The following is a 21,659-nucleotide window of genomic DNA, read 5'->3' as shown; positions in this document are numbered from 1 at the left end:
ATTCACTCATTCCTTTTCCTTTCCCTAATGTAATGCAAATGATTCTTGAATAAAAACATGACAATTTTAACATAGTTTATATATAATGATAATAAAAAAAGAAGGAGTACCAAATTTGAAAGTCAAATTACAAAGCATAGTTTTTTACATACTGCTTGTTATACTGCCAACGATAGGGATTGGTGCCACATTTTTTTCATATCACACTTATCAAATGAAACAGGCAAACAAACTATCTGCTCACACTGTTCTCTTTTTATATAGAGACTATTTAGACCATCACCTTGGTGAAGCTATATCTGCCTTAGAAATGCTCGCAAAAGTCGTAGGGACCGAAACTGGAAACATCAATGGGATTAAACAGATTGTACATGATACCGATGGAAATGATGAACGTTTTTCCGGTCTATATTACGCTACGACAGATGGGATGATTACACTCGCATCCCAAGGCGATTCGCCGCCTATTGACGTTTCTGACCGCCAATACATCCAAGATGCGTTGCAATCTAAGAAAACAACTGTATCATCAGTTATTACAGATCGCGTTCTTGGACATCAAGCTATTATGATTGCGTCTCCAATATTTAATAGACAAAAGGAACTCTCAGGCTTATTATTAGCAAGTTTACGCTTTGACTACATTTCAGCCTCTTTAAATGCTATTAAACCACAATATCATTTCGAAGTGACTGATAAACATGATGTAGTTTTTCTAACCGATGATAATAACGAAACAAGCGATGGGCATTCTAACATGCTTACTACCCCACTCCAAAGATTAAATTGGAAAGTCTCTGTTTCTCCGTTACCTATTCATCAACAAACTTTATACCAGTTAGTTTCAATAGAGTGTATAGCTACTTTATTTTTAATGTCTATTTTATTTTTACTTGCTCAATATATGTTATTAAAACGTCAAACAAAACTAGAAAGACAACAAAATGAACTACAAAAAATTGAATTGGTTGGAACTTTTGCAGCTAGTACAGCTCATGAAATCCGTAACCCTCTTACTGGAATTAAAGGACTCGTTGCTCTGTTAAAAGAGAAATATAAAGATGAACAGGATCAGTTCTACTTTTCCGTAATCGAGCAAGAAATAGAGCGGATTAATGAAATTGTAAGCGAATTTCTTATTCTTGGAAAACCAACTGCCATCATTGAACAAACATATGATGTAAGAACGATTCTTAATGAGGTAGCATTAATTATCCAATCTGAATCGAATCTACATAACATTGTATTTCATTTACATTTGCCAGACCACCCTGTTCATATACGTTGCTCAAAAGACCATATGAAACAAGTGGTTTTAAACATTACAAAAAATGCAATTGAAGCCATGGCTTCTGGTGATTCATTAACCATTGTAGTAACAAACAACGAAAAACACGCACACTTGCAAATTATTGATACTGGAAAAGGGATTCCTAAACATATTCAAAAACACCTCTTTCATCCGTTCTTTACTAATAAAGATACTGGAACAGGTCTTGGGCTTGTTATATGTAAACGAATTGTAGAGATGTACAATGGGCATATATTTATTGATAGTAAAGAAAACAAAGGAACGACAGTTCATATAGAGATTCCATTACACATAGTATAATTATCCTTATCCTAAAAGGGTAATTATACTTATTTCATAAAACCAGCTACAAACATTCTCCAAAAATTGTTTGATTTCCCTTCATACCCAATTTGAAAAATAGGAACCTTTATAATTGAAAACCATTTCGGTGTTTGTTTTTCTTTGTAACGCTGATACTGTACGATAAGCTTGTCCAATTCTTGACTAACTTGAATTGTCTCCATACTATTTAACCCACTTGTTAATCCTAAATGAATCATTTCTTCACGTTTCATATGAATATCATGCGAAAGCTTTTCTAATGTGTACTTCCTTTTTACAGTAAACATCCATATCCCCCTTATTTTTCTTCCATACTCTCAACGCCTCTTCTACTTTAGCCCTTTAAACACTTAATTCTATTTAAAATTGAAGAATCAGAAAATTTAACATTTTTCTCCTGTAATTTACAAATCTTTACCCTCACTTTGAGAATTATTACAAATTATTCTATCTTTGTAAATACATTCGCAATAATAGACATTTTTTTCATCTTCTTTTTTGTAAATACTCCGTAAACAGTGGATTCTCTATTTTCAATGTACTTTTCTTCGACATTTTTTGTTTAATTTATGTAAAAACGCAAAACATAATGATGATTGATAAAGTGAACTTTAATCAGTGGGGGTTTTGTCCATCCCCCACTAATTATTAGCCTTCACCAATCGGGCGTTTACGGGCAGTGGATTTTCCACCTAACTTCTTTACTCCAGCCAAATTTTGAGGTGGGAGTCTTACTGTCCGCAAATAGCGGGATAAAATAGAAAGGAAATATTTATATGCGCAAATATACTATTACAGTTCTCATCTTCACCCTGTTCATACCATTCTTCCTCTTTCCTATTCAAGCAAACGCTCATACGAATAAAGTTGCTATTGTCATCGATGATTTCGGCAATAATATGAAAGGCACAGATAAGATGTTATCACTTCCTATTCCACTCACTGTTGCTGTTATGCCATTTCTTCCTTCTACTAAACAAGATGCAATAGCTGCCCATAAAAAAGGGCATGAAGTTATTATACATATGCCAATGGAACCAATTAGAGGAAAAAAAGAGTGGCTTGGACCAAAAGCGATTACAACAGATTTAAGCGATGAAGAAATAAACAACCGACTCGAACAAGCAATTCAAGAAATACCTCATGCAATAGGAATGAACAATCATATGGGATCAAAAGTAACCGCTGATGAAAGGATTGTACGTCTTATACTTTCTGCCTGTAAAAAGCACGGTTTATTTTATTTAGATAGTAAAACAAACCCTAATAGTGTTGTCCCAAAAATCGGTAAAGAATTAGGCGTTCCTATTATTGAAAACCAATTATTTTTTGATGATGTATATACGGTAAGTCACATTTCAAAACAAGCACAATTACTCATAAAAAAAATCCAAGACAAACCCATTATGGTAGCTATCGGACACGTTGGGGCTCCAGGTGAAATTACATCACGTATTATCGAAACTTCTATTCCTAAAATTCGTGAGCATGCAGACTTTATTTTTTTATCTGATTTAGCATTATCTCCACCTTCTGTTTCAAAATAAAATTCATTTCTCGTACTAAAAAAGATACCTATCTACACATAGCAGATAGGTACCTTTCCTTTTCAGCTTAAATATAATCTACATGACTCACCCTAAATCCCTTTTTCTCTATCTTTTCAATTAATTGCTTTAATTTTTTTTCATTTAACTCATCCGATATATTTACGATAACACGGCGAATATATTGATCACCGTTATCAAGAGTAAACAGTCCACCGATATTATATGCTTTTAATAATGTCCCAAGCTCTTTAATTGTTCCCTTACAATCTTGTGTTGCAATTGTTAATATATAACCACCCGTCCGCATACCGAACGAATCCTCAATGACATCAAATACATTAGAGTGTGTTAAAATGCCGACAAATTCATTATACTCATTTAAAACCGCTAAAAACGGGAGACGACGAATAACGTAAAAAGCTCTAAAAAAAGAATCCTTTTCAAAAATAAACGAATTTGGATTTTCCAGTACATCTTCTGTACTTACATCCTCTAATCTGCTATTACACTTCTTTTCTAAAAGATCTACTTTATAAATAATCCCCGTGAATTCCTTCTCATTTTCTGCTAATACAGGGATTGCGCGAAATCCCGTTTCATTCATAATTTGTAACGCCTTTTCACCAGAATCATTCGTTTTGCAAAATGTCACCTGCTGTTTTGGCAGAAAATGATATTTAACTCGCAAAATATGTTCCTCCTTACATGTCAACATGTAATCTATATATAATAAGGAGACCTATATTTTATGAGTAAAATTTCTTTTTAAAACGCTTTCATTTTTAAGGGATGGTAATATCTGTGAATACCTCTTTATATAACAGAACTTTTTGCCCCTTTTATCATTAAAAGCTTTACGTGATAGTTCATTAAATACTCTATACCTTCCAACCATTTTTTCGCTTCTTCTGGAGTTTTACCCCACACGATCATTCCGTAATTATGAACAAGGACTACTCCTCCACCTTCAATAAAATTCGGAACATTATTTTCTAATAAATTAGCGAATTTCTTTTCATCTTCTACAATTGGAATTGTCATTTCTGTAATACCGTCTTTTCCAAAAACACGTTCCACACTACGTTTTTCGAATGTTACTTCTCCTTCTTTCCCATATAGCTCTGACATTAAATGACTATCTACAGTCTGTACTTGTAAAATGCATTCTGCACTACTTTTTTTATAAATATCCGCATGCATAAATGACTCTATAGCTGGTTTTTCTTCGTTTTCAAATACTGGCTCACACATGCAATTTACGACAATAAAATCTTCTTCAGAAAATACCCCTTTATCTCTTCCCTCTACATTCACTAAAAATGTTAATGGCTCTTTTGATGTACACATCGATAAACTAATTTTCGTACCATAAAACCAATCGCGAAGTGCCAATTCTGCTTTCACATCTTTTAATTCGTTCCATTTTTTCAGAAAAAATAACATTTCGTCACCCCCGGCGTAATATTAATATAATATTCAAACCCTTTCTATATAAAAGGAATGTTTTTTGATTATTCTAAAAATTTAATTGAATTATCACACGAGAATGCCTTTTTGTCAATATGGTTTCAGCACCTATCGGAAAAATAGGCATATCACATGTAAGCACTCCTGTCTATTTCGTACTTGATTTTGTACATATAAAAAATACGTTATTCTTCTTATTAAAGAATAACGTATTTTTCTCATTTGTTATTTAATTATTGCGTTATATAAAAATTGTGCGTATTGTTCACGTGTTACGAAATCATCACCTGAAAAATTACCTTTGCCGTCACCTTTTGATACTTTATTATCCACTAAAGCTTTCACATATCCTTCCGCCCAATGACCAGATGGCACATCTTTAAAGCTATCTACACTATTTTCATTTTCCTTTAACTGGAATACTCTTTGTAATACCACTGCCATTTCATAACGAGTTAATACTCCATCTGGACGGAACTTATCATTACCGTATCCTGTCATAATTCCAGCTTGTACCACTGCATCAATAGCCTTTTCATACATATTTCCTTTCGTATCTGTAAACATCATTTTTTGTTCTAAATCAGTGTCTAATTTTAAATACCTTTGTATTAGAAGTGCTACTTGCCCGCGAGTAATGTTGTCACCAAATCCAAATTGCCCATTTCCATAGCCTATAAATAACTTTTCTTTCGCTAAATAGTTAATTGCTTCTTCTGACCAATGACCCTTTGGCACATCTTTAAATTCAATTACTTCTTCCGCTACTTTTTCATTTACAACATTTTGAATAACAGACCCTGTGAAGAAGATTCCTGTATCCGCAAATGGATCTTTCACTCCAAATTCATATGCTTTCTCACCTGGTGTACTCCATTTCACTACACCATTACTATACGTACCACCATCACTCTTCAGACGGATTTTTGTAGATACCTCACCGTCTTTTTCGTATATAGGTACTTTTACTTCTTTATTTACTTCTGTATTTACTTCTGTATCCTCTAAAAAGACTTTTTGGTTTTGAACATTAATGTAAGCTGTCTTACTTAGTTCTATTACTGGTCTAACATCGCGGATTTCATTTGCAACAAAACTTAAATATACTAACTTATTCAACTTACTAACTGGCGATAAGTCTGAAATATAATTTGCTTCTAAATCAAGTTTTTGTAAGTTTACTAGATTTGATAATGGAGTAATATCCTTTAACTCATTATTAGGTAAATCTAATTCTGTAAGCTGAGTCATTTTAGCAAGTTTTGTCACATCTTCAATTTGATTTTTACCGATAAATAATTTATTTAATTGATTCATTTGATCAATACCCGATAAATCTTTAACCTTATTACGCGTTAATACTAAGTCCTTTAAAGGTAATGAATATAACGGTTTAATATCTTCAATTTGATTACCTGCTAAAGTTAAGTATGTTACATTTTTCAATGCGCTTAATGGAGCAACATCCGTAATTTTATTATTTGCTAAATTCAAGTAATCTAGTTGTTCCATTTTCGCTAATGCTGTTACATCTTCTATTTGGTTGCCTGATAGATATAAACTTTTTACATTTTTCATTTCAATTAGTGGTGCAACGTTTGTAATTTTATTATTACTCAAATCAAGAGATTCTAAATTTTCCATCTTAACAAGTGGTGTTACATCTGAAAATTCATTACCTCGCAAAGCTAAATGATTTAATTGCTTTAAATTCGCAAAGAACGACGGATCTGTTATCTTCGCATTCGCAACTGTTAAAGATTTTAAATTTGGCATATATTTTAATGCACTATAATCCAGAATCTCATTCGTGTTTAAAAACAAGTCCTTTACTTGTAATAACTCTTCTTTCGTAATTGGTGTATTTAAATCTTTTCTATTAAATACTTTTTTATTAACAAGTTCTCTTAATTTGTTATCTGTTATCATATTTTGATTATCAACTGGATTATCTGTTTCCGAATTGCCTGAATTAGAGTTATCATCTGGTTTCTCTGTTTCTTTTTCACCTACAGTTGGATCTTTAATTTCAAATTGAACTTGATATTTGTGATCATATCCAATAGCCGGAATAAATATATGCATTTGCATATTGTGCTTCTGCTCAAATTCGCCAATTTCAAATTGGACTACTTTCGTTCCATTTTTTCTTTTATCTTCTGACAGAACTTTCACATCATGAAATACACCAGGTTGATTTCTATCTTCTATTCTAAGATATTGAAAATAATCGCTATCTTGTATTGTTACAGTAACGATTTTTTTCCCATCTTCAATTGCTACTTTAGGATTTTTTATGTACTGAGAAACCATAGATGGCTCATCTTTTTGATCCTTATATATTTTAATCTCAGTATCATACGTGCGATCACTGGCTGCTGCTACCGACTGGTTTGCTTCAATTTTTATTGCTGCTAACGCTGGAGTAGAATACGCAGCAAATGGAATAGCTAATGTTGTTGCTACTACTAGAGCTTTAATATAACTTTTTTTCAAAATAATATCCCCTTATCTTATATATATTTCAATTGATAATTACTATCAATTGCTAACATAATAAATGATAATGAATCTCATTATCATTGTCAATAAGAATATTACATTACGTTTATATTTCCATAGATAAAAAATAAAAAACCCTTTACTCAAAGGGCTTTTTTGCCTATCGTATGAAGGATTTCACTTTTTTCTTTTTCATTAATAACACCAATTTTTTGCAAAATGTTTGCATACAATACAAGTTTATTATATATCCGTTCCGACATACTTTCCCTTCTTTCCTTCGACCAACTTTTTTTGTATTGGTAAATTATATGAACGAGATGAGAAAATGTGTCCACTTTTTGCATAAATACAAAGCTTTTATTTTTTTACTTGCTGATAGTAAAACTCCCACCTAAAAATTAGGTGGGAGTCTAAACGTATTCAATTCATTTAGCAAACTGTCCATTGAATATTATGCTTTTTGACTTCTTCTTCAAAACTATAGGGCATTTTCTTATCACAAATAATATGTTGAATACGAGAAAATCCTGCTATTCGGTAGTTCCCTTTGACGCCTACCTTTGTATGATCGCATAAAATATACGTTTTCTCAGCTAATTTCATCATCGCTTCTGACAGTTTCGCCTTTTCTAATTCAAAGCTAGAAACCCCAAAACCTTGCAACAACCCATCAATCGAAACGAATGCTTTATGAAAATGAAATTGATGAATTACTTGCTGTGAAATAGACCCCGACACACGTGAATGTTTTGGAGATACTTTCCCTCCTATAAATAAAACTTCACCGTGAAACATCTTTTTATTAATAGAAGAAATTAATTGTGTTGCTACTGGAAATGAACTTGTTACAATCGTTAAATTTTTACGATGAACAAGATATGGCACCATTTGAAGTGGTGTACTTCCATCATCAATCGCAATAACATCTCCATCTTCCACAAACGTTGCTGCTTTATACCCAATTCTTTTCTTCTCTTCTATATGCAGCATCTCTCGTTCTAACATCGGTGCCTCTATCCCAGCTCCCGGAAGTTGAACGGCTCCACCGTACACTTTCTTCAATTTTTTTTCACGATCTAATTCTTCTAAATACCGACGAATCGTCTCTGTTGATACTGCGAACTCTCTCGCTAATTCTGAAACTTTTACTTTTCCTTTAAACTCTACCTTCTCAAGAATTGTCCTCTTTCTCTCTTCACCTACTACAGACATAGCCTCACCCCATTTATATCTACCTCATAAACTGTCTTGCTTATACAAAGTTATAATTTTCTTTGTAAGTAGAAATCTCTTCATGAATATAAATACCGCGCTTTTCTAGTTCGTCAAAAATAATTTGTGGATTTTCGAAAGCTTCTTCAGGAGTAATAACACCGACTTTATTAACTACTCCTTTTGCAATTAACTCTGTAGCGATTCCAAATGGGATACCAACATTTCTTGTATAGGCCCTTAATTTCTCCCAACCTACTACAGAACCGTCAGATAGCGGATGCGTATGGTATAACACATGCCTTTGTTCTTGATTATTTTTCATACCTACTACTTCTACATGAAGTGCATAACCATAAAGCTCTGTTGCTTGTCCTTCTTTCGATTTTAATAGATACTTCGAAATACAATCCATAATACCAATTTCTTTACCGTTTATTTCAATTTGATCATTACGCAATATACCATAATCATATAAAGCACGAACGAGCTGCATATTTTGCTCTGGCCAAGTTCCTCTTGTTTCAATAAGCTGTACACCTTTATCTTCCAGTGCCTTCGCTAACGTAATCGTTTCTGAATGCGGGATTATATACTGCATTGTTTTTCCGTAAGGTGCTGGTAATTCAATTTCTCTCGGGCGCGCAAACGGAGGTACTTGCTTAAATTCACCTTCCTCATACACTGTACGCGTCGGCAAATGTGGATCATATTCATATGTCGTTGTCTCTGTAATTGATGCAGAAAAAGCAATTGGACGATACGAGCCATGACTTACTCGAACTGACTCTACAGTATCTAACTGATTTGCTGCATACATGGCCATCATTTGCGTTACACCTGGTGTCATACCAAACCCAGGTAAACATGTTGTTCCATGTCGAACAAATTTAGAGTGGAATTCATTTTCTTCACCAAATCCATTTAAGTTCACACCGTGACAACCGGCATCTGCGATACAGCGAGTAGACAATCCATTTAACTTTATCGTCGTACCATCCATTACAATGTTATAGCCCTTCATTTTTGCGACCGTATCCTCATGATTTGTCACATCGACTTTCACAAAATCAACACGAGGATCATTTAACCACTCTACTACTTTTCGGCCTTCCTCTTCATTAAAATCTGCTACCGTAATCGTCTCAAAAGATGAAAATTGAACTAAATCTAAAATTGCTTCACGACAAATTTTACCTGCTCCACCTAAGCAAAATACTTTCACCCTATAACAACCCCTTTAGCAATACTATCAACTAAGCGATTAATATCGTCTTCATGTACATCACCGATATTTCCAATGCGGAACGTATCTACTTTCGAAATTTTACCTGGATAAATAACAAATCCATATCGCTTTAATTCATTATATAGCTGCAAAAATTCAAATCCTGCTTCTGGATAAATGAAAGATGTAATAATAGGAGATTGATATTTTTCATCTACTAATGGCTTAAAGCCTATTTCTTTCATTTTGTGCACTAGTAGTTTTTGATTGCTATAATATCGATTGTAACGGGCTCTTACCCCGCCTTCTTCTTCTAATTCAAGCAATGCCTGATAAAAAGCATGTACAACATGTGTAGGTGAAGTAAAGCGCCATTTCCCATTTTGCTCTTCCATCGTTTCCCACTGATCATATAAATCTAATGATAAAGAACGAGCTTGTCCTTTACATTTCAATAGTTCATCACGATTTGCGATGACAAAACCGAATCCGGGAACACCTTGAATACATTTATTCGCACTACTAATTAGAAAGTCAATTTGCAACTGAGCGATATCTATTTCAATACCACCGAAACTACTCATTGCGTCAACCAGTGTAACTTTTCCATATTGTTTTCCCAATTTACATACGTCTACAATTGGATTAATAATACCTGTAGTTGTTTCACAATGAACAACTACAATATGCGTAATCTCTTTATCTTGTTGTAATAACTGTTCTACTTCTGCAATATTAGTAGGCTCCCACTCTTCTGTTTGACTGACCACCACATCTATATGTAACATCTCTGCCATTTGTACAATACGCTTACCATACGCACCATTTGTACAAACTAGCAGCTTTCCGTTTCTAGGAATAACAGAACCAATTACTGCTTCAACCGAAAACGTACCGCTTCCTTGCATTAAAACTGTTGTGTACTTTTCTTCTTCCTTTGTCGCTAACGATACAAGCCTATTTCTTACATCTTGCACCATCGTGTTATATTCAACATCCCACGTACACCAATCGTATAACATAACTTCTTTTACAGTTTTTGTTGTCGTTAATGGTCCTGGTGTTAATAATAAATAGTGATTTTCATTCATGATTGTGTGCCCCCTTTATGAAATAATAAGTTCTTGTTTCTCGATATGTTCAATTACGTTTTCGAGCTCCTGCATCGTTTCAATTGTAAAATGAGCCCCATTTTCAATGAAACGATTACGAACTACTTCTATTTTTTCACGAAGCTCTAACGGATCCATATTCTCAACTTCCTCTTCCGTTAAACCGAGCTCACTACTACCGAGGATTACACCAACTGTCCACATTCCAGCATTTCTGCCCTCTTTCATATCTGACACGGTGTCTCCAATTTTTATCATATGATTCATTGGGTATACACAGAGTTCCATCGCATTTTTATAACACATCCACGGATATGGACGACCTGCTGGAACATCATTTGGCGTCACAAGAAAATCAGGTTTATACCCTTGTATTTCTGCTTCTTTTGCAACAATGTCCATCATTTCTCTCGTATAACCAGTTGTTGATCCAATTTTAATACCTCTTTCACGTAGTGAAGAAACCACTTCTTTTACCCCCTCAATTGGCGTGGCATAGTACGGTAAAATAGCAAAGAGAATTTCTTCAAACTCTTCATACATCTCATGAATATCTTCTTCTGTTGGTAATTGTCCGAAGACACGCTTCCACTCATTCGAAATACGGGGCATTTCCGTTAATACCCTAACATGATCAATCTTCAATAACCCCATTGGTTTACGAGCTTCTTCTGCTGTAATTTCAACACCGCGTTTATGAAAAATCTTCATGAATACTTCTAATGGTGCAAAACATCCGTAATCAACTGTCGTACCTGCCCAATCAAAAATGACTGCTTCAATTTTCATTCTATCCATCACCCTTCTTACTTATCTTTTTTGCCATTGTGACGTTCGGTTACGAAGTGCTTTCGTTCCCCATTCATATACAACCCTCACTACAATATTTGTAACAACAATAAGTACACTCATTGCAGCTGCTGGTGCTACATTTCCTGCATCATCCATATTTACAATTGATACAGCAGCTAGTTTAAAATCAGCCGCATATAAGAACACTACTGCCGATACAGTCACCATTGAATTTACGAAATAGTACATAACCATTTCTAACATAGCTGGTAAACACATTGGTACTGTTACTCGAAAGAAAGTTTTATAAAACGGTACGCTCATCGACTGTGAAACAAGTTCAAACTCTCGGTCCAGTTTCTTTAAAGCAGTCGTTGCGGTAACAAACGTTACAGAGTAAAAATGAATGATATTTACTAATACTAAAACAACAATTGTGCCATATAAGGAATGAAACGGATTTGTTACTGAAAGTCCTAGAATTTGAATTGTTGGTTGACTAAAGAAAAAGACATATCCTAATCCAAGTACTAATCCAGGAATCGCTAACGGTACAATAGAGAAAAAGTAGCCTACTTTTCTGAAAAACTGTAGCTGTTCTATTTTTTCAATCGCATAAGCGAACACAAATGTTAAAATCGCCCCGATAACTGCCGTAATAGCTGAGACAATTACACTATTTTTAAATGCTTCAATTCCGTCTCCTGTCAAACTTGAAAAATTAAAATGCTCAAGTGTAAAACTCATATTATATGGCCATACTTTCACACTTGCAGCAATACCAACTGCCACAAATAAAAGAATGATCATAAACGTGACTACGCTACAATATACGAATGAAATAACATCTCTTTTCTTATTATTTATTATTCTGTAAGGTACTGCTTTTGAAGATAAGAGATTCGCCTGTTTTCTTTGCGTAATACGATCAACTGCAAATGCGAAAATAGCTGGGATCAATAAAATCATTCCGACAGTTGCGCCCATGGACATATTTTGCTGTCCAATTACTTGCTTATATACGTCAGTAGCAAGTACGTTATATTGTCCTCCAACAATTTTAGGTGCCCCAAAATCAGTGAAACTAAGTGTAAATACAACGAACATCGCACTAATTAATCCGTATTTCACACTAGGTAAAGTAACCGTAAGAAACTGTTTCACTTTACTTGCACCCAACATATTAGAAGCTTCATATAAACGATAATCAGAACCTTGGAGAGCAATTAATAAAATAAGGAATGCTTGCGGAAATGTATACATAACTTCAGCCATTACAATTCCTACTGGTCCGTATAACGGTATTTGTATTCCTTCAAATAAACCAAACATTCCTTTTGTTATTAACCCTTGATTACCAAATAAATATGTAAGCGCTATACCGTGCATCATCGTTGGTGCGAATAATGGTAATAATGCTATGTATTGAAATACGCGCTTTCCAAAAACATTTGTACGAGCGATCGCATATGCGTAAGCGAAAGCGAGTGTAACCGAAATAATTGTTGTAGCGCCCGAAATCCATATCGTATTTTGTAGTGATTGAACTAGCGTTGGTGTTGTGAAATATTTACTGAAATTCGCAACACCAACAAAAGCTCCATCTTTATCATAAAAGGCTTGTGTAAACAGTTGTAATAAAGGCAATACAAGCATGATAAAAAATGAAAGAAGCATACCAATAATTAATAGTCTTTGTATCCACTCTTCTTTACCGATACGTCTCTTAATCTTTTTTTTTGTACTTTCTGCCTTAAAGTTTTCTAACATCTCCATCTATACAATGACCTTCTTTCCATATGACAACATATGATTTTCTGAGAAAGAGATTTGAATTGGCTTTCCTTTTCTAATAGCAGTTTCCTCTACTTCTGATGCCAATATATCCACTACAATTTTCTCATTATAAAGGTGTGTTTTCTCTTCTATGACCCGCACTTCCGTCCGGTATACAGAACCGCGAAATTCCATGCTTTCTACAACTGTTTTAATACCATTATTTTGTACAACTGTTACATGTTCAGGACGAATCGCATGTTCTTCGTTATTTTTCGAAAAGAAATTAATAGAACCAATAAAATCTGCCACAAACGGATTGGCTGGTCTTTGATAAATCTCCTCTGGTGTTCCAATCTGCATAATTTCCGCATGATTCATTACAACAATTTTATCAGCCATCGTTAATGCCTCTTCTTGATCATGCGTTACCATAATAGTTGTTACTCCCACTTTTTCTTGCAAATCTCGCATTTCTCTGCGCAACTTTTCACGCACTTTTGCATCTAAAGCAGATAACGGCTCATCAAGTAACAAAATATCGGGAGACAGAGCAAGCGCACGCGCAAGTGCTACTCGCTGCTGTTGTCCACCAGACATTTGAGCAGGATATTTATCTTTTACATTCAGCAAATCAACAAGTTCTAACGCCGATAGCGCTTTTTCTTTTACTTCTGCTTTTCCATATTTTTTTGTTTTTAAGCCGTATTCAATGTTTTCAAGTGCAGTTAAATTCGGAAATAATGCATACGATTGAAAAACCATTCCGAAGTTCCTCTTTCCAGGTGATAATGCTGTAATATCTTTTCCATTCACAGCAATACTACCTGTTGTTGCCTCTTCTAGCCCCGCTAAAATTCGGAGCAATGTCGTTTTCCCACAACCACTTGGGCCTAATAAACAAACAAACTCATTTTTTTTCACAGTAAAAGAAATATCCTTTAACGCTGTAAATGCATCAAACTGTTTTTGGATGTGTTGAATTGATAAATATTCGCTCATTTTTCTCTCTCCCACTCACTTACTTTTTCGGTTCTGCTTTTTGGCCAAACTCTTTTTCCCATTTTTCTAAAATTTTGTCACGATTTTCTGCTGCCCATTTAAAGTCATTCTTTTTATATAACTTTTCTGTCACATCTTTAGGGAATCCATCTGGAAGTTTATAATCATTTTTAATTGTCGCAAATCCATTTTTCTCGAAGTATAACTTCATTACATCATCTGTAATTGCCCAATCTAAAAATGCTTGCGCTAATTTATCATTTTTAGCATTATCTTTCTTAATAAGTGCGTTCGCTTCTACTTCCCAGCCTAATCCTTCTTTCGGCAGTACAACTTCAACTGGTGCACCTTTTTGTTTCTCTTTCAAAGCACTATAAACCATTGATACACCAACTGGATATTCACCTGCGCCTGCTAATTTCGCTGGTTTTGAACCTGAATGAGTATAAGTTGCCATATTATCATGAAGTTTCTTCATGTAATCCCAGCCCTTATCTTCTCCCATAATTTGTAGCCATGCAGAAACTGTTAAAAATCCTGTTCCAGAAGAAGCCGGATGCGGCATAACTAGCGTTCCTTTATATTCTGGTTTCGTTAAATCTTCATATGATTCTGGCATCGGTAAATTTTTCTTCTTCAATTCTTCTTTATTTACAGCAATCCCTGTCATAAATGCAGTATTTCCTACCCATTTTTCTGGTTTCTTATCGTCTTTAAATTGCGAAAGGACACGATTTGCTCCTTTTGGAGAGTATCCTTTTAACATATCTTTTTTCTCTAAAGCTAATAGACTAGACGCTGCAGTTCCCCATACAACATCTGCTTGTGTATTTTTTCCTTCAGCTAGCAATTTCGCTGTAATAACTCCTGTTGAATCACGAACAATGTTCAACTTCACGTCTGGGTACTTCTGTTTAAAAGAATCAAGATAAATCGGTACAAGCTCTTCTTCAATCGCTGTGTAAACAGTTAATGATCCAGATAATTTATCATCTTTTACTTTTGCTCCAGCACTTTCTTCTTTCTTTGCACCACACCCCATTAATAACGAAAATACCATTCCAGTTGCTACAGCTTTAAAGATTGTTTTTTTCACTGTCTCTCTCTCCTTTTACAAATCTTATGTACAACTCTAATATAAACAACTAGTGTAAAAGCAGTATTAAACCAACATTAATCTTTTGTTTGTTGTTTGTTTTTGTGTAATACGTTGCTACTTCTATGTTTTTTCGCATTTTTCTGCTAATATCAAACATGAAATTTACAAATAATTAAAAAAACCTTTATAATCCCACAAAAAAATGAGGCGTTTGTAAAAAACGCCTCATTTTTGTTTACCTTTTTTTGAATTACGATTTGCATACTTCGCACCATTTTCTCCTTCATACTCTAATGCAAATTCTGCATCTGGTAAGCTTTCTTTCGGAGTTTTATTATTATTAATTGCTGCATTTTGTTTTACTTTTCTTTTTACCAACATATTCACCTGCTCTCACGAAATAACTTTCTATTCTAGTTTGAAACAACTTACAGTAATTATTACTGGGAAGTGTTAACAAGTACATAAGAGCTTATAGATGGAAATACTACATACGAACAAGCCATTACAAAAAGGAGCGATTACTTTGAAAGAAAAAGAAACGATACAATCGCCAATTTTAGACGAGACGCTCCCTCATCAAATGAACTTTCCTTCTTTTAAAGGCACAGGCAAAAAGATGCAACAACCTTTTATAAATCAATATGATGTTGTAATTGGAGACAGTAAATACGATTCCACTAACAGTCCTCTTAATAATTGGAGTGATGAGGTAGATCCTGCCATTATGGCTGGGGAAGAATGGATCCATCCTACAAATGATATCGGATGGATTGCAGAAGAAAATCAAGAATTACTTAAAAACGAAGTTGATAATAAAAATGGTGCTTTTATGCATCCCCAATTCGGAATTAACGACTAAAAAACCATTCTACCTAACGCAGGTAGAATGGTTTCATACTATCCAATAATAATTCGCTCTTTCGGGTACTTATAGCGAGCTGGTTGCTCTCTTCCACCACTAGCTAAAATAAATGTCAAAATACCGACGCGTCCGATAAACATAAGTACAATAAGTACAAGTTTACCAACAGTTGTTAAATCAGGAGTAACACCTGTTGATAGTCCCGTCGTTCCGAAAGCAGAACAAACTTCAACGATTAAGCTCATAAGCGGTACATTTTCCGTAATAGATAAAATGAATAGCGCTGAGGCACATAATAAAATCCCCATCGTCATAACGACAGATGCTTTCAACACGTCCTCTTCATGTAGCTGACGTTTGAAAACTCGGACTGTTCTCCCGCCTCTTGCAAATGTATATAACGATAATATACTAACTGCAAATGTTGTTGTACGTATTCCGCCCCCAACTGAACTTGGAGATGCCCCAATGAACATTAATATACTCATAAATAAAAGCGTTGGTTGTGATAATTCACGTATGTCCATTGTAGCGAGTCCTCCACTTCGCGTCGTCACAGATTGGAATAATGTATAAAATACAGTTTCATGCCATGACTTTCCTACTAAAAAATGATTTCGTTCCAATAGAAAAATCATAATTGTTCCAACAATAACGAGTACAAAAAATGTCGTTGTCGTCAATTTTGTAAATAACGAAAAGCGAAATAGTTGTTGTCGCCTTTTACTAAGGAATTGTTTTACTTCCATTAACACTGGGAAACCGATAGCTCCTAAAATAATAAGCAACATATGAATCATTTGAACAATATAATCTTTTTTGTACGGAATAAGTGATTGTCCTGTTAAATCAAATCCTCCGTTCGTTGTTGCGCTCACAGCGGCAAAGAAACCGTGAAAATAAGCTTCTTGCCAAGTCGGGAAATATAGTAAGAACCTTGTACCTAACAGTATTGCTCCAATGAGTTCTATCGAAATAATTACAATTAAAATAGAACGCATCAATTCTACAAGGCCCGATAAATTCCCTTGGTTATGGTCTGCCATAATTAATCTTCTTCTTTGCAAACCAATCTTTTTCCCCGTTATAATCCAGACGAATGTACCAAGCGCCATAATTCCTAATCCGCCTAATTGTAAAATAAGGGCTAAAACAATAATTCCTGCCGTTGTAAACGTATCTGAAATCGTAACAACAGACAGTCCCGTAACACTTACTGCACTAACAGATGTAAATAGTGCATCGATAAATGTCCATTTCACTTCAGGCTTCGTAACAAATGGTAAACTAAGCAAAATTACCGATACGATTACTGCTAGTAAATAAAATACAACGATAAGTTGTACGGGACGTAACTTTTGTAAAAACTTTTTTATATCTCTCATTCCATCACTTCGCTACCTTTTTTCTATCGATTAAATAAAGAAAAATCATCACTTTCTTCATTTGTAAATAACTGCTGAAATAGTTTCGCAAATACCATTCCGTATACAGTTCCATTTCCCCCATACGGCAGTGCGTAATATAAATTATGTATTTTTTTATCTTCTTTTAAAATAGGAAGACCGTCATGACTGCCACCAAATGCTGCTGCCCAATAGTACTCTGCCCGTATATTTTTATACTGCGGGAACATTTCTTTTACAATGTTAATAAGAAGATCACGCTTATGCAATAATTTCGTATCGCCGATTTTTTGAATTTTCAGCGCCTCATCTAATCCGCCTATAACAATGCGGTTTTGATACGTTCGACTATACAAATACGGACGTGCTGTTTCCCAAATTAACGATTGCTCATGCCAGCCTTCAAAATAATCTATCTTATTTGTCACAACGGCATAAGACGTTTCTACTGTTGTATTTTTTTCTTTCTTTCCAAAAATTGCTTCATAACCTGTCGCCATAATAATATTCTTTGCTACAATTTTATTTCCTGTTTTCGTGTAACAAATTAAATCATTTTGGATTTGTTTAATATGTAATGCCTCTGTATGTTCATATATAGTAGCGCCCATTTGTTTCGCTTTATGCAAAAGACTATGCGCTAATAAATACGGATTCACTTCTGCATCACCGCTTGTATATAACGCTGCTTGTTTTGCAAATGAATAACGTTTCTTAATATCAGACTCTGTAAAATATTCAACCGGAAATCCATAATGGCGTAACGTATTATATTCTTCTTGTAAAAATGAAACATCCTCATCTCTACTTGCATAATACAAACTATTTCGCGGAATAAAATGGGGATCAATATCGAGAGTTGGCACAACCTTCTCCATTGTTTGCAGCGCTTCATAACAAAGTCTATATGCTCGTACCCCTTTCTCTTCACCAAATGTATGAATAAGAGAGGTTAACGATTTATCATGAACAAATTGTAATAATCCTGTATTTGCAGCTGTGCTACCACATGCAATTGCTCTTTTTTCAATGAGCATAACACGCATTCCAATTTTAGCTAACGAATATGCTATATGAGCACCTGCTTCTCCACTTCCAATTACTAGTACATCACATATCATATCATTTTCTAACGTTGGATAACAAGGTACAGAAACTCCAGCACTCCAAAACAACTTACCAGTCATAAGCTTCATATATTATACTCCTACAATGTATTTTTCTCCTTCCTATGTTTCGTCATTTTCCATAAAAAAAATCCAACTAACATAAGCTAGTTGGATTTCTTCTCTTTAATTAGAACGCTCTTCAAGCCAATTTCCAACCGTCGGATATGTTTGCTTTACAGCCGTTCCACCATACACGATAGACATATGTCCTGTCGGTAAACATACATACTGTTTATCTGTGCTAGAAATATGATCAAGTAAAGCTTCTACTTGACATGGCAGAGCAATGTGATCACGTTTCGCAGAAATATTTAAGACATTCGCCTTAATATTTGCAAGGTCTACCTTTTGTCCGCGAATAACGAGTTCACCCTTCACTAATTTATTATTTTGATAAAAATCACGAATCCATTGTCTATACGATTCACCTGGGAACGGAATACCATCGCCTACCCACTTTTGAACTAATTTCCAACTTTCGACGAAGCGCTCATTTTCTGAACGATCGACTAAAGCAACATATGGACCGACAAAGTTTGTAATTGGTTTTAACATCTTATTTCCGAAATCAATCATTTCTGGCGGAATATTTCCGAATGTATCAACCGCTTTATCTAAATTGAAATATTTCTCATCTAATAAAGGACCGTATAATCCTGTTTCAGAGAAATCAAAAGGACTTGTCATAAAAATCAAGTTACGAATTGGCATGTCCGGATGAAGCGCTGCATAAATAGATGTTAACGTTCCACCCATGCAATAACCAAGTAAAGAAATCTCGTCCGATTTTGCAGTTCTCATTACTTTTTTCACTGCTTTTGCAATATAATCGAACACGAAATCATCAAACTTCAAATGACTATCTTCTAAACCGAATGTGCCCCAATCAAGCATATACACATCAAAACCACGATCTACTAAATATTCCACTAAACTATTTCCTGGAGTTAAATCCATAATATACGGTTTATTAATAAGAGCGTATATTAATAAGATTGGAACTCTCTGTGTTTTTTCTTGTTTTGGAATGTAACGATACAGCTTCGTTTTATTCTTCGTCCAAATAACCTCTTTCGGTGTTAAACCAACTTGTGGTTCTGGTTCGCGTAATAAAACTTCGCTCGCCCTTTTCACACGGCGATATGCTTTACGATATTCTTCTGGGTACAACTCCAATTGCTTTTCCCATTCCGTTACGAATGTAGTCATTTTTCCTATCTCCTTTTTGGTCAATTTCTTTCTAAAAAAAGAAGTGCATTCCTGCTATGGATATGCACTTTTTTCTTACTTCATTACATGTATAATCCGCCGTTAATGTTTAATTGCTGACCTGTGATATACGCACCGTCACGGCATAGATATACTACACCTTTTGCAATTTCATCAGCTTGACCAAAACGTTTTTTCGGGATTTTCGCAACGATTTTTTGACGCACTTCTTCTGGTACTTCTGCTACCATTTCAGTATCAATAAATCCTGGGCAAATTGCGTTTACAGTTACATTTGTTCTTGCAAGTTCTAACGCTAATGATTTTGTAAATCCTAGCATACCTGCTTTTGCTGCTGAGTAGTTTGTTTGTCCAAATCCACCAGCTTGGCCAATAATAGAAGAAATACTAATGATTCTTCCTTCTTCTGCTTCCGATATGTATGGAAGTACCGCGCTTGTCGTATTAAATACACTGCTTAAGTTCACGTCAATTACGCGCTCCCAATCTTCACGATTTAACTTCTTGAATGTACGATCTCTTGTAATACCAGCATTATTAACAAGAATATCAACTTGACCAAAATGATTCACAGCTTCTTCTACAAGTCTGTTTGCATCTTCTACTTTAGAAACATCCGCTTGAACTGCATAAACGTCATGTCCTTCTTTTCCTAATTCATTTACTAAGTTTTCAGCTGCTTCTTTACTGCTGTTATAGTTAATAACTACTTTTGCTCCCTCTTCTGCTAATGCTACTGTAATTGCTTTTCCAATTCCTTTTGCCCCACCTGTTACGATTGCTACTTTGCCATTTAATTGAACCATTTCTTTTCCCCCTTAAATGAATTTGTGAACGATTATTATGAATCATTTTGGTACTCATACTATTGAGTCCATATATTAATTATGTTTCGTTGTTTATACATGAAAAGAGATTCTCCCTCTCTCTTTTACACGTTATAAACAAACGCCATTATCATTTTTTATTTTCTGGCTTATTTACAGGCTTTACTTCTTCTTTTACAGGTACTTGTAGTTTAGCTAGTACTGCATTTTGCTTTTCTAGCAATTCTAAAATTTGATCAACTTTCGTTTCTAACGTGCGCATATCTTGTTTTACTTTCGTAACATCACGCTTTAATGTAGGAGCTTGTCCTAATGAATCCACTTTCTCTTCTAGAATTTCCTCGATGTTATCAACTTTATTTTCTAAGTTAATAACAAGCGTAGCTACTCTAGCGATATCCTCTCTCGTCGGCACATTCACCTGTTCTAAATAATTTTTTGTCGTATCATTTAATGCTTTTTGATAAAACAAATTCAAATCTAGAACGCTGCCCATCCAAGCAGAATATTCTTCTGTTTTAATTGTTTCATTGAGCGCTTTCCCCCAAAATGTTTCGGTTTGTTCATAAGCATTTTTCCATGCTTGCAATGGATCGAATTTTTGATCAATCACTTCGACTACACTCCCTTTTTCGTTTTTGAAACAATTCAACCTATTCACTATTTTCTAATATTCCGAATAAAACTTCAAGTATATATTTTATTTTTCTTTATTTTCTAACAAATGTATTGACATTAAAAACAGATAGGTGTAAATTGCACTTATAAGCAAAAAATTCCATC

The 21,659-nt window shown here is 34.6% G+C and carries 20 protein-coding genes; 3 read left to right on the top strand and 17 right to left on the bottom strand.

Annotation, left to right across the window (positions count from 1 at the left end; all coding sequences use genetic code 11):
* Positions 1-115: 115 nt before the first annotated feature.
* Entirely contained in the window at positions 116-1,612 is a 1,497-nt protein-coding gene (locus MKY70_RS07090; RefSeq protein WP_113770118.1) for a DUF3149 domain-containing protein, read from the top strand.
* 29 nt (positions 1,613-1,641) lie between these two features.
* Here MKY70_RS07090 and MKY70_RS07085 read toward each other — a convergent pair whose 3' ends face one another.
* A complete protein-coding gene (locus MKY70_RS07085) occupies positions 1,642-1,923 on the bottom strand; it encodes an aspartyl-phosphate phosphatase Spo0E family protein (protein ID WP_002011543.1) in 282 nt (93 codons plus the stop codon).
* A gap of 489 nt (positions 1,924-2,412) precedes the next feature.
* On the opposite strand from MKY70_RS07085, the gene MKY70_RS07080 reads away from it, so the two are divergent.
* Positions 2,413-3,183: a divergent polysaccharide deacetylase family protein gene (locus tag MKY70_RS07080; RefSeq protein WP_002011545.1), complete on the top strand. Its 771-nt coding sequence runs from the start codon at positions 2,413-2,415 to the stop codon at positions 3,181-3,183.
* Between the two features lie 67 nt (positions 3,184-3,250).
* Here MKY70_RS07080 and cbpA read toward each other — a convergent pair whose 3' ends face one another.
* The 11 genes from cbpA to MKY70_RS07025 all read right to left on the bottom strand — a co-directional run bounded on the left by cbpA (position 3,251) and on the right by MKY70_RS07025 (position 15,760).
* The gene (gene cbpA / locus MKY70_RS07075; RefSeq protein ID WP_002140932.1) at positions 3,251-3,874 is read right to left on the bottom strand and encodes a cyclic di-AMP binding protein CbpA; all 624 of its coding nucleotides are present in this window, start codon (positions 3,872-3,874) and stop codon (positions 3,251-3,253) included.
* Between the two features lie 125 nt (positions 3,875-3,999).
* Positions 4,000-4,629 (bottom strand): class II aldolase/adducin family protein, encoded by a 630-nt coding sequence (locus tag MKY70_RS07070; RefSeq protein ID WP_002011549.1) that lies wholly within the window; start codon positions 4,627-4,629, stop codon positions 4,000-4,002.
* A gap of 249 nt (positions 4,630-4,878) precedes the next feature.
* A complete protein-coding gene (locus MKY70_RS07065) occupies positions 4,879-7,149 on the bottom strand; it encodes an NEAT domain-containing leucine-rich repeat protein (protein WP_341074482.1) in 2,271 nt (756 codons plus the stop codon).
* A gap of 438 nt (positions 7,150-7,587) precedes the next feature.
* Complete coding sequence (locus MKY70_RS07060) at positions 7,588-8,370, bottom strand: DeoR/GlpR family DNA-binding transcription regulator (RefSeq protein ID WP_002030497.1); 783 nt, start codon at positions 8,368-8,370, stop codon at positions 7,588-7,590.
* A gap of 40 nt (positions 8,371-8,410) precedes the next feature.
* Positions 8,411-9,595, bottom strand: coding sequence for a saccharopine dehydrogenase family protein (locus MKY70_RS07055; protein WP_341023787.1), 1,185 nt, complete (start codon positions 9,593-9,595; stop codon positions 8,411-8,413).
* The gene (gene phnW, locus MKY70_RS07050; protein WP_341023786.1) at positions 9,592-10,689 is read right to left on the bottom strand and encodes a 2-aminoethylphosphonate--pyruvate transaminase; all 1,098 of its coding nucleotides are present in this window, start codon (positions 10,687-10,689) and stop codon (positions 9,592-9,594) included. Before phnW ends, MKY70_RS07055 begins: the two co-directional genes overlap by 4 nt.
* A gap of 15 nt (positions 10,690-10,704) precedes the next feature.
* Positions 10,705-11,499, bottom strand: coding sequence for a phosphonoacetaldehyde hydrolase (phnX, locus tag MKY70_RS07045; RefSeq protein WP_341023784.1), 795 nt, complete (start codon positions 11,497-11,499; stop codon positions 10,705-10,707).
* Positions 11,500-11,520: 21 nt separating this feature from the next.
* A complete protein-coding gene (locus MKY70_RS07040) occupies positions 11,521-13,278 on the bottom strand; it encodes a putative 2-aminoethylphosphonate ABC transporter permease subunit (RefSeq protein WP_341023783.1) in 1,758 nt (585 codons plus the stop codon).
* Positions 13,279-14,280 carry a putative 2-aminoethylphosphonate ABC transporter ATP-binding protein gene (locus tag MKY70_RS07035; RefSeq protein ID WP_341023782.1) on the bottom strand — a complete coding sequence of 334 codons (1,002 nt, stop codon included), beginning with the start codon at positions 14,278-14,280 and terminating at the stop codon, positions 13,279-13,281. It abuts the gene before it with no gap.
* 19 nt (positions 14,281-14,299) lie between these two features.
* Positions 14,300-15,376 (bottom strand): putative 2-aminoethylphosphonate ABC transporter substrate-binding protein, encoded by a 1,077-nt coding sequence (locus tag MKY70_RS07030; RefSeq protein WP_061675914.1) that lies wholly within the window; start codon positions 15,374-15,376, stop codon positions 14,300-14,302.
* Positions 15,377-15,604: 228 nt separating this feature from the next.
* Positions 15,605-15,760 carry a hypothetical protein gene (locus tag MKY70_RS07025; protein WP_341026446.1) on the bottom strand — a complete coding sequence of 52 codons (156 nt, stop codon included), beginning with the start codon at positions 15,758-15,760 and terminating at the stop codon, positions 15,605-15,607.
* Between the two features lie 97 nt (positions 15,761-15,857).
* Here MKY70_RS07025 and MKY70_RS07020 point away from each other — a divergent pair, with 97 nt between their 5' ends.
* Positions 15,858-16,241 carry a DUF3905 domain-containing protein gene (locus MKY70_RS07020; RefSeq protein WP_215574621.1) on the top strand — a complete coding sequence of 128 codons (384 nt, stop codon included), beginning with the start codon at positions 15,858-15,860 and terminating at the stop codon, positions 16,239-16,241.
* Between the two features lie 38 nt (positions 16,242-16,279).
* Here MKY70_RS07020 and MKY70_RS07015 read toward each other — a convergent pair whose 3' ends face one another.
* The 5 genes from MKY70_RS07015 to phaR form a co-directional block, all read right to left on the bottom strand.
* On the bottom strand, positions 16,280-17,629 hold the full coding sequence (locus MKY70_RS07015; protein ID WP_341023777.1) for a TrkH family potassium uptake protein: 1,350 nt from the start codon (positions 17,627-17,629) through the stop codon (positions 16,280-16,282).
* Between the two features lie 23 nt (positions 17,630-17,652).
* Positions 17,653-18,846 (bottom strand): NAD(P)/FAD-dependent oxidoreductase, encoded by a 1,194-nt coding sequence (locus MKY70_RS07010; RefSeq protein WP_000772580.1) that lies wholly within the window; start codon positions 18,844-18,846, stop codon positions 17,653-17,655.
* Positions 18,847-18,942: 96 nt separating this feature from the next.
* Positions 18,943-20,028, bottom strand: a complete 1,086-nt coding sequence (gene phaC, locus MKY70_RS07005) for a class III poly(R)-hydroxyalkanoic acid synthase subunit PhaC (RefSeq protein ID WP_000206840.1) — start codon at positions 20,026-20,028, stop codon at positions 18,943-18,945.
* 83 nt (positions 20,029-20,111) lie between these two features.
* Complete coding sequence (locus MKY70_RS07000) at positions 20,112-20,855, bottom strand: acetoacetyl-CoA reductase (RefSeq protein ID WP_002086832.1); 744 nt, start codon at positions 20,853-20,855, stop codon at positions 20,112-20,114.
* A 151-nt stretch (positions 20,856-21,006) separates the two neighbouring features.
* The gene (gene phaR, locus MKY70_RS06995) at positions 21,007-21,489 is read right to left on the bottom strand and encodes a polyhydroxyalkanoic acid synthase subunit PhaR (RefSeq protein WP_000566956.1); all 483 of its coding nucleotides are present in this window, start codon (positions 21,487-21,489) and stop codon (positions 21,007-21,009) included.
* Between the last annotated feature and the right edge of the window lie 170 nt (positions 21,490-21,659).

Origin of the sequence: Bacillus sp. FSL R9-9492, from assembly GCF_038007365.1 — a bacterium.
GTDB classification, from domain to species: domain Bacteria; phylum Bacillota; class Bacilli; order Bacillales; family Bacillaceae_G; genus Bacillus_A; species Bacillus_A mycoides.
Note: the sequence above shows the minus strand (reverse complement) of the source record. Positions and strands in the feature narration are given on the sequence as shown.